General features: G+C 59.0%; 12 protein-coding genes and 2 tRNA genes. 6 read left to right on the plus strand and 8 right to left on the minus strand.

Annotated elements, in window-relative coordinates:
- Window positions 1–460: 460 nt before the first annotated feature.
- Window positions 461–1,345, minus strand: a complete 885-nt coding sequence (locus DXB44_RS05290) for a LysR family transcriptional regulator (RefSeq protein ID WP_015537220.1) — start codon at window positions 1,343–1,345, stop codon at window positions 461–463.
- A 246-nt stretch (window positions 1,346–1,591) separates the two neighbouring features.
- Between DXB44_RS05290 and DXB44_RS05295 the strand changes: the two genes are divergently transcribed.
- Window positions 1,592–2,338, plus strand: coding sequence for a TraX family protein (locus DXB44_RS05295; protein ID WP_118657980.1), 747 nt, complete (start codon window positions 1,592–1,594; stop codon window positions 2,336–2,338).
- 210 nt (window positions 2,339–2,548) lie between these two features.
- Here the strand turns inward: DXB44_RS05295 and DXB44_RS05300 are convergent.
- Window positions 2,549–2,642: transfer RNA gene (locus DXB44_RS05300), tRNA-Ser, on the minus strand.
- 35 nt (window positions 2,643–2,677) lie between these two features.
- Window positions 2,678–2,765: transfer RNA gene (locus tag DXB44_RS05305), tRNA-Ser, on the minus strand.
- A 231-nt stretch (window positions 2,766–2,996) separates the two neighbouring features.
- On the opposite strand from DXB44_RS05305, the gene DXB44_RS05310 reads away from it, so the two are divergent.
- The 5 genes from DXB44_RS05310 (at window position 2,997) to DXB44_RS05330 (ending at window position 7,673) form a co-directional block, all read left to right on the plus strand.
- Complete coding sequence (locus tag DXB44_RS05310; RefSeq protein ID WP_097779075.1) at window positions 2,997–3,629, plus strand: XRE family transcriptional regulator; 633 nt, start codon at window positions 2,997–2,999, stop codon at window positions 3,627–3,629.
- A gap of 188 nt (window positions 3,630–3,817) precedes the next feature.
- Complete coding sequence (locus tag DXB44_RS05315) at window positions 3,818–5,176, plus strand: putative DNA modification/repair radical SAM protein (RefSeq protein WP_118657981.1); 1,359 nt, start codon at window positions 3,818–3,820, stop codon at window positions 5,174–5,176.
- Entirely contained in the window at window positions 5,155–5,955 is an 801-nt protein-coding gene (locus DXB44_RS05320) for a TIGR03915 family putative DNA repair protein (protein WP_118657982.1), read from the plus strand. Before DXB44_RS05315 ends, DXB44_RS05320 begins: the two co-directional genes overlap by 22 nt.
- The gene (locus DXB44_RS05325; protein WP_118657983.1) at window positions 5,952–7,031 is read left to right on the plus strand and encodes a hypothetical protein; all 1,080 of its coding nucleotides are present in this window, start codon (window positions 5,952–5,954) and stop codon (window positions 7,029–7,031) included. Before DXB44_RS05320 ends, DXB44_RS05325 begins: the two co-directional genes overlap by 4 nt.
- 165 nt (window positions 7,032–7,196) lie before the next feature.
- Window positions 7,197–7,673, plus strand: a complete 477-nt coding sequence (locus tag DXB44_RS05330; RefSeq protein ID WP_055186307.1) for a peptidylprolyl isomerase — start codon at window positions 7,197–7,199, stop codon at window positions 7,671–7,673.
- Window positions 7,674–7,846: 173 nt separating this feature from the next.
- Here the strand turns inward: DXB44_RS05330 and DXB44_RS05335 are convergent, their stop codons facing one another.
- From DXB44_RS05335 to DXB44_RS05355, 5 genes are all read right to left on the minus strand, one after another.
- The gene (locus tag DXB44_RS05335) at window positions 7,847–9,253 is read right to left on the minus strand and encodes an FAD-dependent protein (RefSeq protein WP_118657984.1); all 1,407 of its coding nucleotides are present in this window, start codon (window positions 9,251–9,253) and stop codon (window positions 7,847–7,849) included.
- Window positions 9,254–9,340: 87 nt separating this feature from the next.
- Complete coding sequence (locus tag DXB44_RS05340) at window positions 9,341–10,045, minus strand: DUF308 domain-containing protein (protein WP_118657985.1); 705 nt, start codon at window positions 10,043–10,045, stop codon at window positions 9,341–9,343.
- 46 nt (window positions 10,046–10,091) lie between these two features.
- Entirely contained in the window at window positions 10,092–11,477 is a 1,386-nt protein-coding gene (locus DXB44_RS05345) for an MATE family efflux transporter (protein WP_118657986.1), read from the minus strand.
- A 212-nt stretch (window positions 11,478–11,689) separates the two neighbouring features.
- Window positions 11,690–12,292 (minus strand): cytidylate kinase-like family protein, encoded by a 603-nt coding sequence (locus DXB44_RS05350; RefSeq protein WP_097779069.1) that lies wholly within the window; start codon window positions 12,290–12,292, stop codon window positions 11,690–11,692.
- A gap of 39 nt (window positions 12,293–12,331) precedes the next feature.
- Window positions 12,332–13,711, minus strand: a complete 1,380-nt coding sequence (locus tag DXB44_RS05355; protein ID WP_118657987.1) for a hypothetical protein — start codon at window positions 13,709–13,711, stop codon at window positions 12,332–12,334.
- Between the last annotated feature and the right edge of the window lie 3 nt (window positions 13,712–13,714).

Genomic DNA, 13,714 nt, shown 5'->3' on the forward strand with positions numbered 1-13,714 from the left:
CCGCCGGATGCAATTTTTACTTGCGGCGGCAGACGGGACGATTTGGAATGCGCGCCGCTTTCTGCGAAAGCGCGGCGCTGCGGGCGAGCGCTTGCTCCCCCTCGGGGGAGCTGTCGCGCAGCGACTGAGGGGCTATAAATGGAGAAGCGAAAAAAGCGTTAAAGCGATAGCGCCGACTGGCGCAGCGCTAGCTTTTTTGTGCTTCGACTTCTTCTTTAGGTTTGTCAAGGGCGAGTAGCCCTTGGCCCGTTGCGGGGTGGGTGGAGTCCAGAGGTAGGGAGGGGGGAGTCGGAACACCCCTCCCTGCCTCTGGCCCAGCGGAGCGTCCCTGCACGCTGAAGGCAAGCAGAAACGTTCCCAGTGCCGCTGTAGCTGCCGCTTTTTCTCTACACTCTCTGTAAAAAATCAACCGGGAAGCTCCGCAGAACTTCCCGGTTGATAGATACCATAATATTCTTTATTACAGCGAAAGATCCAGCTCGTGGCAGTACTCCACGATATGGTGGAACATCTGCTCCACGGCGGGAGCCATAGAGGCCGGGCGCTGCACGGCCAGACCCACCACGCGGTACTCCTCCGGCTCGATAGGGTACACCTTGACGGCGGCTTTGCAGTCCCGCAGCAGCATCTGCGGCATGATGGAGATGCCAAGCCCGGCCTCCACCATGGCAATGTTGGACTGGTCGTCGATGACGTGGCAGCGGCGCTCGGTGCCGATCTTGTATTTCTTGAGGAACTGGCGCATCTCGGCGTCGGTGGCGTCGCACTGCACCACAAAGCTCTGGCCGTTCATCAGCGCCGGAGTCATTACGCCGTCCTGCGGCTCCGGCCAGTCCTGCGGCACGATGCACAGCAGCGGCTCCCGGAACAGCTCGGTGAGGTTGAACTCCTCCCGGCAGGTAGAGGACAGGAAAGCGATGTCCACCTGACCGGTGCGCAGCCATTCCTTGACATCATCGTAGGTGCCCTGATATACTTCGATCTCGATCTGCGGATAATGCGCCGCAAAGCTTTTCAGCAGCCCGGGCAGCAGCGAGGCGCACACCGAGTTGAATACACCCAGCTTTACCTTGCCCTTTTCCAAGCCGTTCAGGCGGGCGATGCTCTGCTTCAGCGCCTCGTCACTGTTCAGCACATCGCGGATAGAGGGATACAGGGAAGCGCCGTAACTGGTCATGGATACGCCGTTTTTACCGCGGTTGAACAGGGCAAAACCCAGTTCCTCCTCCATTACGGCAATGGCGTGACTGATGGCCGAGGGGGTCAGGTGCAGCTGCTGTGCCGCCTTGTTGAAGCTGCCCTGCCGGGCCACGGCATCAAAAATTTCGTAGGAAAAAAGCGTCATGCCCAAAGCCTCCTTCCGTCTTTACTGGTTCGGAGACGCCTGATTCTCTGTGAATCTTTTTCATCTTTCATTTGAGATAGTTCAATTATCTTCTTGATTGTACTATCCCGCGCCTTTTCTGTCAAGCAGTTTGCCCCGATTTTTGCACGTTCTGTGCAGATTTTGCCGCGATTTTTGCAGGAAATGCCGCCTTTCCTCCGTTATAGTTCCTGTAACGATTTTTAACGACCTGAACGAGGTGTTTTTATGACCGCACTTTCCCCGCGCCGCACTTTCAGCGGCACTGCTCTTAAAACCATTGCCTGCATTACCATGCTGGTGGACCACATCGGCGCGTCCTGCATCGAGGCAGGCATCCTTACGCCCGGGCTGGACGCCGGCACCCTCTCGCAGGACACCCTTTCTGCCTACCCGCTGTACCGGCTGGACATGGTGCTGCGCTTCACCGGGCGGCTGGCCTTTCCCCTGTTCTGCTTTTTGCTGGTGGAGGGCTTTGTGCACACCCACAACGTCAAAGGCTACCTTGGGCGGCTGGTGCTGTTCGGCCTTCTGAGCGAGGTACCCTTTGACCTTGCGTTCTTCCGCAGCCCCTTTGACCCCAGTGCGCAGAACGTTTACTGGACGCTGGCGCTGGGCGTGCTGGCTATGGCAGGGCTCAAGCGCTTTGAAAAGGAAAACGGCCTGCCCGGCTGGCAGGGGCTTGTGTGGGCAGTGGGCTGCGCCGCACTGGCGCTGGCTGCCAATACCGACTACAACGCCAGCGGCGTGATCATCATCTGCGCCCTGTACCTGACCCGCGCAGACCGCAAGCGGCAGTGCCTTGTGGGCGCGCTGCTGTTCTTGTTCGAGCTTACCGCCCCGCTGGCCTTTGTGCTGGTCTGGTTCTATAACGGGCAGCGCGGCGCGTGCAGTCCGCTGCAAAAAAAGGCCTTTTACTGGTTCTACCCGGTGCACCTGCTGGTGCTGGCGGCTATCACGAACCTGCTGCTGTAAAGCTTTTCCGGTTCAGCTGGCTCACCGCTGCAAGACGAGACGATTGGGAATGCCCTCCGCGTTGCTCTGGGCATATTCAGCGGAACGATTATTTATAATTTTGGGGTTCTGAAAAGCCCGCGGGCTTTTCAGAACCCCTTTTTTCACGAGTGAGAACGCTACAAAAAGGAAAATCCCCCGCAGTTTTCACGAAACTACGAGGGATTTTCTTGGCGGAGTAGGAGGGATTTGAACCCTCGCGCCGTTGTTTAGACGACCTACGCCCTTAGCAGGGGCGCCTCTTCGGCCTCTTGAGTACTACTCCAGAGCAAAGTGCATTACACTTATTCAATAAAAAAATGGCGGAGAGAGTGGGATTCGAACCCACGGTACGTTGCCGTACGGCAGTTTTCAAGACTGCTTCCTTAAACCACTCGGACATCTCTCCTTGTGGACACTCGCGTTACGCCGTGTCGAATGCCTATTTACTTTACCAGATTTACGCCGTTCTGTCAAGCCCTTATGCAAATTTTTTCTTTTTTCTGTACAGCAACTGTACAACGGGCGCATTTATCACAACCTTTATTCGAAGTTTTTTTGGAATTTCTCTTTACAGAAACACCTTTTTGTTGTATAATAAAACTAACATAAACCACCCATCGGGAAAAGGAGCATCATCATGTCGTTTTCAGAGCTATTGAAGCAGTGCCGCAAAAAGCAGGGCGTCAGCCAAGCGGAGCTTGCCTCCAGACTGGGGGTCACACAGCAGGCTGTCGGCAAGTGGGAAAGCGGCAAATCCTCCCCCGACCCCTCCACCGTGGCCCGCATTGCGGAGCTGTTGAACACCACGGCGGACTATCTGCTGGGGTTGTACCGCCCGGTCAGCAATGTTTCTGCCCCCGAGGAGCGCTTTTTCGGCAGCTATACCGAGAGCCTGATCCCGGTCATCGGCACGGTGAAGGCCGGTTACGGCGCACTGGCCTTTGAGGAGGACTACGGGCAGGAGTACGCCCGGGTGAAAGACCCCGCCAACTATTTTTATCTGGTGGTGCGCGGCGACAGCATGGAGCCCCGCATTCAGGACGGCGACCTTGCGCTGGTGCACAAGCAGGACACGCTGGAAAACGGCGATCTGGGCGTGCTGATCTACGGCGACGAGGGCGAGGGCACCCTGAAGCGCTACATCCAGCGTGGCAACTGCGTGGTGCTGCAGCCCTTCAACCCCGCCTATCATGAAATGGTCATCAAGGGCGAGGACCTGAACCACCTGCACATTGCAGGCCGCGTGGTAGAGACCAAGGCCAAGTGGTAAGCCGGACGATTTAAGCTTTAGTGGCTGAAGGCTTCCCCCGGACGGGGGAAGGCTTTTGTTCCGGTAAGCGTTTGCTTTTTGTCAAAGACGTCCCCCCTGTTTTTCATAAAGCCATCTGCTGTTTTGCGTATGGCTTTATTTTTTGACCCTTTTTTCCCGATTTTATCCCCTTTGGAGGTGTTTTCTGCATGGAACAGACCCTGATGGACAAGCTGACCATTCTGGCCGACAGCGCCAAATATGACGTTGCCTGCACCTCCAGTGGGGCGTCCCGCACCGCGCGCCCGGGCACGACGGGCAGCTGCTACGCGCCGGGCTGCTGCCACGCCTTTACCGCCGATGGCCGCTGCGTCAGCCTGCTCAAGGTGCTGATGACCAACTGCTGCTCCTTTGACTGCGGCTATTGCGTCAACCGCCGCTCCAACGATATCCCCCGCGCCACCTTTGCGCCCCGGGAGCTGGCAGAGCTGACCATGGAGTTCTACCGCCGCAACTACATCGAGGGGCTGTTTTTGTCCAGTGCGGTGCTGGGCACCCCGGACTACACCACCGAGCGGATGCTGGCGGTGCTGCGGCTGCTGCGGGGCGAATACCGCTTTGGGGGCTACATCCACGCCAAGGCCATTCCGGGCACAAGCCCGGAGCTTTTGCAGCAGCTGGGGTATCTGGCCGACCGCCTGAGCGTGAACGTGGAGCTGCCCAGCGAGCGCAGCCTGAACCTGCTGGCCCCGGATAAAGGGCGGCACTCCATCTTCCGCCCCATGAAGCAGATCGCGGTGTCCGGCGCTGCCAGCCGGGAGGAGCTTACCCTCTACCGCCACGCGCCCAAATTCGCCCCCGCCGGGCAGAGCACCCAGATGATCGTGGGTGCATCGCCGGAGACGGACTATCACATCTTAAAGCTGACCGAGGGGATGTACCACAAATACGGGCTGAAACGGGTGTTCTACTCCGCTTACATCCCGGTAGCCGAGGACACCCGCCTGCCCGCACTGGACACAAAGCCGCCCCTTCTGCGGGAGCACCGGCTGTATCAGGCAGACTGGCTGCTGCGGTTCTACCAGTTCGAGGCAGACGAGATTCTGGATAAAGACAATCCCAACTTCAACCCCTATCTGGACCCCAAATGCAACTGGGCGGTGCAGCACTACGGGCTGTTCCCGGTGGACGTGAACCATGCCCCCTTCGAGATGCTGCTGCGGGTGCCGGGTATCGGCCCCAAAAGCGCCCGGCGCATCTGGCGCGCCCGCAAGCAGGCGGCGCTGGGTCTGGACGAGCTGAAACGCATGGGCGTGGTGCTCAAGCGGGCGCAGTACTTCATCACTTGCCGGGGCTTTTCCGGAGCGCACCCGGGGCGCGGCACCGCCGGGCGGGAGCGCATTACCCGGGCGCTCATCGACCCCAACGTATTCAGCGGCAGCTGCGAGCAGCTGAGCCTGTTCAGCCCGCCCGCTGTGGACAACCTCATCGGGCAGGGCGTGCCGCCCCGGGCGGCTGTCCGCATGGTACGGGAGGAGGCTGTGCAATGTCTTGCCAAGGCGCTGTAAGCCCCAAGGGGGCGCGCAAACTGCACGATGCCGACGTGGTCTATCTGTATGACGGCAGCTTTGAGGGTTTTCTGTGCTGCGTATACGAAAGCTTTGCCCAGCACGAGCTTCCCTTTGCGGTGTGGACGCCCCAGCGGGAGACCGCCACCCTCTACCCGGTCAAGGAGATTGCCACCGACCCCGCCGTTGCCCGGCGGGTGTTCGCAAGCTTTGGCAAAAAGCTGGGCGCAGAGACCGAGTACCTCGTCAGCCGGGATTTTCTCTCCGGGCAGGAGGACAAGGAGCTGCTGTTGCTCCGCTTTCTGCATCTGGCCTTTGCGCTGGGCCCGGGCACGGTCAAGCGGGAGGGACACCCGGTAGTCGCGCCCCTCTACGCCATGAAAAAAAGTCTGGACTGGGAGGTAGACAAGTTTCAGGGCTTTGTACGTTTCGAGGAGCACGATGGGATGCTGGGCGCGGTCATCCACCCCAAAAATTATATCCTCCCCCTGCTGCGCCTGCACTTCTGCGGACGCTTCCCGGAGGAGGATTTCATGATCTATGATGCCGTCCATCAGGCGGTGCTGCTGCACGAGGGGCGCAGCACCCGGCTGCTGGAGCTGGCAGCGCCCTTGGAGCTGCCGCCGCCCAGTGCGCGGGAGCAGCAGTTTCAGGCGCTGTGGACGCAGTTCTACAAAACGCTGGAAATCAAAGCGCGCCACAACGAAAAAGGCCGCATGACCCATTGCCCCAAGCGCTTCTGGGACGATATGGTGGAAATGAAGGAGAAATTACAATGAAAACAGGAAAAAAGACCGGACGTTGGAAATATGTCGTCCCCGTACTGATTCTGGTACTGATTTTGGCACTGCTGGGGCTGCTCTGGAACAATGTGAATAATACGAGCAACTCCACGGACGAGATCTACCTCTACGGAGAATGGCACAGCGATTCGCATATTCTGGATCGGGAACTTGAGATCTGGGGTGAATATTATAAAAAGGGAATGCGGGATCTGTTTGTAGAATACCCGTATACGGATGCACAGTTCCTCAACCTGTGGATGCAGGCAGACGATGACGAACTGCTGGATCAGCAGTTCAAGGACTGGGAGGGCACAGCAGGCGGCACCGAGATCGTAAAGGATTTTCTGAAGCAGATCAAGAAGAACTACCCAAAGACCGTGTTCCACGGCACCGATGTCGGCCATACCTGGCATAGTACCGGCCCTCGGTATCTGAAATATCTGAAATCCACCGGGCAGATGGACACCGAGGAGTATCAACGTGCCCTGCTGAATATTCAGCAGGGAAAGCGATACGCACGGATTCGTCAAACCAATGAAGAGGCGGCTGAACAGTACCGGGAAGATCGGATGGTGGAGAATTTCCAGCGCAGCTATCAGGAACTGGAAGAGACTCACCGCACCGATATCATGGGGATCTACGGGAATGCACATATTGTTAACACAGGCTATTTGAATGCCGAATATTATATGGCAAAGCAGCTGAAGGAGAGCTATGGGGAAAAGCTTTACACCACAGACCTGACGCAGGAGCCGCAGCGGATCGACACGCTGGAAGTCAGCGGCAAAACCTACACAGCCTTCTATTATGGCGAACAGGATATCTCCGCGTTCACCGACTACAAGTCCCGGAAGTTCTGGCGGCTCGAGGACGCATACGAGGACTTCAAGGATCTACCGAAAATGCATGAGTTTCTGCCGTCTGACAATTACCCCGTCCGAATCGAGGCCGGGCAGGTGTTTGCCGTCGAATATCTGCTGTCGGACGGTTCGACCGAATGGCGGTATTACCGCTCGGACGGCACCATGCAGGACGGCCAGCTCATCACAATGCGGATAAAAATGGAGTAAGCCAGCTTCCGGCAAAGGCTTCTTAGTCGATTTTTTACAAAAACGTTGCATCTGCATCGTTGCAACGGGCAAAACCTATGGTATACTATAAGGGATATCCGGGCAGGCATTTCTGCCCCCAACACCCCCGCTGCGGGGTCAACACAAAAGGAGTATTGTAGCGTTATGGTTCGCATTACTATGGAAGACGGCGGCATCATCGACATCGAGCTGAACGAGGAAGTTGCCCCCATCACCTGTGAGAATTTCAAAAAGCTGGTCAAGGAAGGCTTTTACAACGGCCTGACCTTCCACCGTGTCATCCCCGGCTTTATGATCCAGGGCGGCTGCCCGCTGGGCACCGGCACCGGCGGCCCGGGCTGGAACATCAAGGGCGAGTTTGCCGCTAACGGCGTCAACAACCCCCTCAAGCACACCCGCGGTGTGATCAGCATGGCCCGCAGCATGAACCCCAACAGCGCAGGCAGCCAGTTCTTCATCATGCATCAGGATGCACCCCATCTGGACGGCCAGTACGCCGCCTTTGGCAAGGTGGTTGCCGGCATGGACGTTGTGGATAAGATCGCAGCCGTCCGCACCGACTGGAACGACAAGCCCACCACCCCGGTCAAGATGAAGACCGTGGAGCTCATCGAGGGCTAATTTTAAATGCAAAATAGCGGAACACCCTGCGGGTGTTCCGCTATTTTTTTGCAAAAAGCTCTCTGTGAAAAGGGTGCCCCGGAGCGTCCGCAGACGCTCCGGGGCACTGAAATAAAAAATCAAATTCCTTGAATCATGGCCAAAGCGCACGCGGCGGCCATTTCAAATCGTTTTCAGCAGCCTTCCTTTTCAGCCAGCTTGCGGCCCATGAGCACGCCCATGACCGAAGCCATCATCAATCCGCGCGTCCAGCCGGAGGAGTCGCCCAGACAGTGCAGACCCTGAATGTTGGTGTCGAGGTTCTCGTCCATCTTCACCTTGTTGGAGTAGAACTTCAGCTCCGGGCTGTACAGCAGCGTCTCGTTGGCGGCAAAACCGGGCACCACCATGTCCAACATCTTGATGAACTCGATGATGTTGGTCATGGCGCGGTAGGGCATGGCGGCGGTGATATCACCGGCTACGGCATCCTTCAACGTGGGCTTCACGTTGGACTGTGCCAGTTCCTTCTGCCAAGTGCGCTTGCCGTCCAGAATATCGCCGTAGCGCTGCACCATGATGTGGCCTGCGCCCAGCATATTGGTCAGCTCGCCCACCTTCTGGGCGTAGGCGATGGGCTGGTTGAAGGGCTCGGTAAAGTTGTGGGACACCAGAATGGCAAGGTTGGTGTTCGGGCTCTTCTTTTCCTTGAAGCTGTGTCCGTTGACCACCGCAAGGTCGTTGTCGTAGTTCTCCTGCGCCACAAAGCCGCCGGGGTTCTGGCAGAAGGTGCGCACCTTGTTCTTCCACGGCTTCGGGTAGCCGATGAGCTTGGACTCATACAGCACCTTGTTCACCTTTTCCATCACCTCGTTGCGGCACTCCACGCGCACGCCGATGTCCACGGTGCCGGGCTTGTGGGCGATGTGGTGCTCTGCGCAGAGCTTTTCCAGCCAGTCTGCGCCGCGGCGTCCGGTGCCGATGACCACCTCGTCCGCATACACGGGCAGCAGGCTGTCGCCGTCCTTCAGCAGCACGCCCTTGCAGCCGTCCTCTTCCAGAATGATATTCTCGCACTCGGTATTGAAGCGCATCTCCACGCCGTTGTCTGCCAGATAGTTCTGGATGGCCAGATACAGCTCCTGTGCCTTCTCGGTGCCCAGATGGCGGATGGGGCAATCCACCAGCTTCAGACCCGCGTGGATGGCGTTTTTGCGGATCTCCTTGATGTCCTCACCGGTGTAGATGCCCTCCACATGGGGGTCTGCGCCGAACTCCAGATAGATCTTATCGGTGTAGTCGATGAGTTCCTGCGCAAACTCCTCCCCGATGAGGGTGGGCAGGTCGCCGCCCACCTCGTAGGAAAGGCTCAGCTTGCCGTCCGAAAACGCGCCCGCACCGGAAAAGCCGGTGGTGATGGCGCAGGTGGGGCGGCAGTTGACGCAGTGGCCTATCTCTGCCTTGGGGCAGTGGCGTTTTTCCACCGGTTTGCCCTTTTCCACCAGCAGCATCTTCTTTTTGCTGCCGTGGCGCAGCAGCTCCACAGCGGTAAAGATGCCGGCAGGGCCCGCACCCACGATGATCAGATCGTACTTTTCCATGATTTTGTTCCTTTTTCCTTTTCTTGATAATTGGTGTAGAACCCTCTCAGGCAACGCCTGACGGCGTTGCCTGAGAGGGTTTATTCTTTACTCCCGCTCCTCCTGTTCCACGGTGGCGCTCTCGTCCACATGGTCCAGCTCCACGGCGGTAGCCTCTGCATCGGTGCGGGTCACGTCCGGGGCGACAACGCCGTCGCCGTTCAGGTCCTCGCCGGTAATGCTTTCCAGCACGGACTGGGTCTCCGGGTGCAGCTTTGCAAAGCGGCGCACCGCAAGGATGGTGTACAGAGCGCTGAGCAGGTTGATGGCACCCTCTACGATCAGGATGACGCCGATGGCCATCACCAGTGTTTCCATGGCGCCGAAGGGGTTCAAAATCAGCACCACGCCCAGCACCACGCTGAGCACCGGCAGCAGCAGAAAGCCCTTCCAGCTGTCGTAGCCGCAGCGGCGCAGGTCTAAAGCGTTCTGCACCCGGCCAATGGCGTCAAAGATGACGAACAGGCCGAACACGATGGGCAAAATGCTTACCACGATATCGCTGCGCAGCAGCAGAAAAACACCCAGCGCAAGGCAGATAAGGCCGGAGATCAGGGTAAGCTGGCTCTGGAACACCCCGCGCTCCACCACAAAGTAGCGGATCAGCTGCACCGCTGCGCAGGCCAGCACCACGCCGCCCAGCGCGTAGCAGACGATGTTCAGCGCCGTGCCGGGCTTCATGACCAGAAAAATGCCCAGCCCGACATACAGCAGGCTCATGAGGATCAGGTTCCACTTCAGCTTTTTTACCATAGAGATCACGTTCCTTTCGTTTGCAGGGCCGCTGCCCGCACCCGGGTCAGTGGTACAGGGGTGCGATGGTGGTCTTGTTGATACGGGCATAGAAGGCCAGACTCATCAGGATGCTTACGACTTCCGCAATGAGGAAGGCCCACCAGACATTGTTGACGCTGCCGGTCTGTGCCAGCAGCCATGCTGCCGGCAGCAGCACGAACAGCTGGCGGCAGACCGAAACGATGAGGCTAAAGACACCGTTGCCCAGCGCCTGAAACACCGAGCTGAGCACGATGCTGACACCCGCCAGCAGGAAATGCAGGCAGATGATGCGCATAGCCGGGATGCCGATGGCCAGCATGGCGTCGCTGGCGGCAAAGATGCTCAGCACCTGCCCGGGCGCAAACTGGAAAATGCAGAAGCCTGCCAGCATGATGCCTTCGGCGTAGCACACCGCCAGTTTGATGGTCTTTTTCACGCGGTCCGGTCTGCGGGCACCATAGTTGTAGCTGATGATGGGCACCATGCCGTTGTTCAGGCCGAAAATGGGCATAAACACAAAGCTTTGCAGCTTGAAGTAGACGCCGAACACCGCCACCGCCGTAGCGGAGAAGGCCATCAGGATCAGGTTCATGCCAAAGGTCATCAGGCTGCCCACGCACTGCATGGCGATGCTGGGCAGACCCACGGTGTAGATGCGGCCGATGGCCTTGGCGCTGGGCCGGAAGCCCTTGAAGCTGATCTGGATATCCGGGTTTTTGCGGGTGTTGAAGTACAACGTCATACCTGCACCGCAGAACTGGCCAATGACTGTAGCCACCGCCGCGCCGGTGGTGCCGGACAGCGCCTGCCCGCAGTAGCCGAAGATAAAGATGGGGTCCAGAATGATGTTCACCACTGCACCCACCAGCTGGCTGATCATGCTCAGATAGGTGCGGCCGGTGGCCGCCAGCAGCTTTTCGCCCATGGTCTGCGTGAACAGACCCAGACTGAAGATGCTGCACACCGACAAATACCGGATGCCCTGCTGTGCGATGACGGGGTCACTGGTCTGGGCGTAGAAGTAGGGCTTCATGCAGGTGAGGCCGATGACAAAAAACACCGCAAAGCTGCACAGGGAAAGGAAGATGCCGTTTTCTGCGGTGGCGTTGGCGCGGCTCTGGTTCTTTTCGCCAAGGCTCTTGCTCAGCAGGGCGTTCACGCCCACGCCGGTGCCCACGCCCACGGCGATCATGACGTTCTGCAGCGAAAAGGCCAGCGATACGGCGGTGAGGGCGCTCTCGCTGACATGGGACACGAACACCGAGTCCACCACATTATACAGCGCCTGCACCAACATGGAGATCATCATCGGGATGCTGAGCTTCAGCAAAAGCGGGTTGATCTCCATGGTGCCCATGATGTTTTCCCGCACCTCGGCGGGTGCGGTCTGCGATTGATTTGTTTTCACGATTTCTCCTTTTGAACACTTGGGATTGGGGATGCTGCGGCATGGATACCGCTCTCAGCCAACGCCGCAGCCACTAAAGCCTTCCCCCCAAGGGGGGGGGGAAGCCTTCAGAAGGTATACGCTCTGTAAGAACTTCCCTTGCCGGAAACGTGGGCAGGGCGCAGAAGCGCCCTGCCCACGTTCTGTCGTTGTTTATTGGGTCTTGCCGGGGGTCACAGCGTCTTTTCCTTTGCGGCGGCTGCGTCCAGAATCATTTTTACGCAGGTCTCGCGGCCAAGGGCGGCATTGATGGCCAGATCGTAGTTGTGGGCATCGCCCCAGCGGTTCTGGGTGTAGTAGTTGTAGTAGGCCGAGCGATTGCGGTCGGTCTTTTCCACCTCGTCCTTGATGCCCTTTTCGTCCTTGGCCTTTACCAAGGGGTTGGTCTTGGCGTACTGCAAGCGCCACTCCTTGGGTGCATACACGAACACCCGCAGCACGTCCTTGCGCTCCCGCAGAACGTAGTCACCGCAGCGGCCAAGGATCACGCAGGGGCCTTCCTCGGCCAGCTGCTTGATGATACGGCTCTGCAGAATGAACACCTGATCGCCCAGCGGCAGCTCGTTGCCCATGGTGTACAGGCTGTACAGCAGGCTGTGGGTGTGCCGTTTCTCGCTGGCGGCAACAGCCTCCTCCGACAAACCGGAGTTCTTTGCTGCCATGGTGATCAGCTCCTTGTCGTAAAGCTTGATGCCCAGCGCATTTGCCACGTCCTCTGCGATGAAGCGTCCGCCGGTGCAGTACTCACGGCCCAAAGTGATGATCGTCTTTGCCATAATGTGTTCCTCCTGTTTCATATATCGCCCTGAAAAAGCTTACGGCTGTGCCGGGGCGTCCCCGGTCTGGCCATGGGCTTTGGGTTCTGTGCTTGCAGGTACGGGGGTCGGCTTCGGCAGCCGTACCTCTGCTACCCGCATGGTGCCGGTCTGGTCCACTGCGTACACACTGTAGCGCCCGCCTGCGGCCAGCAGCTCCGGCGGGAACTGTACCCCGCCGTCCTCGGTGCGGGTACAGCGCAAAAAGGTGCGGTGGGCGGTGGTGGCGTGCGCCACGCCATCGTGGGGCGCGCAGGCGATCCAGCCGGAAAAATCCTCCGGCAGGTCTGCGGGTTCTCCCCGCCGCTCAAAATAGTAAACGCCCGGCTGGGTGCCAGCGTGCAGCTCGCAGCGCAGCCGCCGGGGACGGTCGGCCTCAGTCTCCCGCTGCTTTGGCCGCAGGGCAATGGCCTTGCCGGTAAAGTAACGCATAAAATCCACCAGCGCCATGGTGCAGTTCACTGCGCCGTCGGTATCGGCGGTGGGGTCGTTCAGCAGCACAAAATCTGCCATCACGGCGTCATCGTGGCCAAAACCGCGCAGCCCCATCCACAGCCGCGACGGGTCGCGCTGGCCGCGCACCCGCCGCTCCACCTGCACCGCCACCGAGCAGCCGTCGTGGATCTGCTCCCGCAGGTCGGCAAGATCCATCCACGCCTGCCAGCAGGGGTAGCCGCAGCAGCCTGCGGCGGCGGCGGCAAAGGCGGTGTTGCCGGTAGAGCGGGTGCTGCCGTCCTCCATGGCGTAGGCCACTTCCTCCGGCAGAATATCCTCGCCCCAGCGGTTCATCAGCGCCGCCATGACCAGCGGCAGATCCATCTCCCGCCCAAAGCTGGGGTCGTGGGCGGAAAGGCAGTATTCCGGCAGATAGAGCCGCCGGTTCAGCGGGTGGCCGTTGTGCTTTTCCCACGCAAGAGGACGCACCGCCGCTGCCAGCAGACGCACCGCCGGGCTAACTTTATCGTTGTTGGTGGAAAGATTCACCTGCAATTGCACGCCGGTGCCGCCGCCCGGGGCGGCTACCGTGACGGTATCGCCCATCAAAAAGATCATGCCGTCCTCGCTCTGGCTGGACACGCTGCACCGGGGGTAATCCGGTGCCCACTTGCCAAAGCTCATCCAGCTTGTCCACGCCCCTGCTGCGTACACCCGGCAGCGCACCTCCACCATGGTGTCCCGGGGTGCGTGGGCGTTCCAGCTGACGTTCAGGTTGCAGAAGGCCGGCATGGCAAACTCCGGGGTGGTGTAGCTGCCGTACAAAAGGCTGCGCCCGGCCACGCTGTCCAGCACCAGTGCGCCGTTTTCCAGCGCAAGGTTGTCCAGCTGCCCGCGGGAAAAGGTCTCTGTCCCCTGCAGCACAAGATTATTCCGTTGTTCCATGGG

This window comes from Faecalibacterium sp. OM04-11BH (assembly GCF_003482185.1).
GTDB lineage: Bacteria > Bacillota > Clostridia > Oscillospirales > Ruminococcaceae > Faecalibacterium > Faecalibacterium tardum.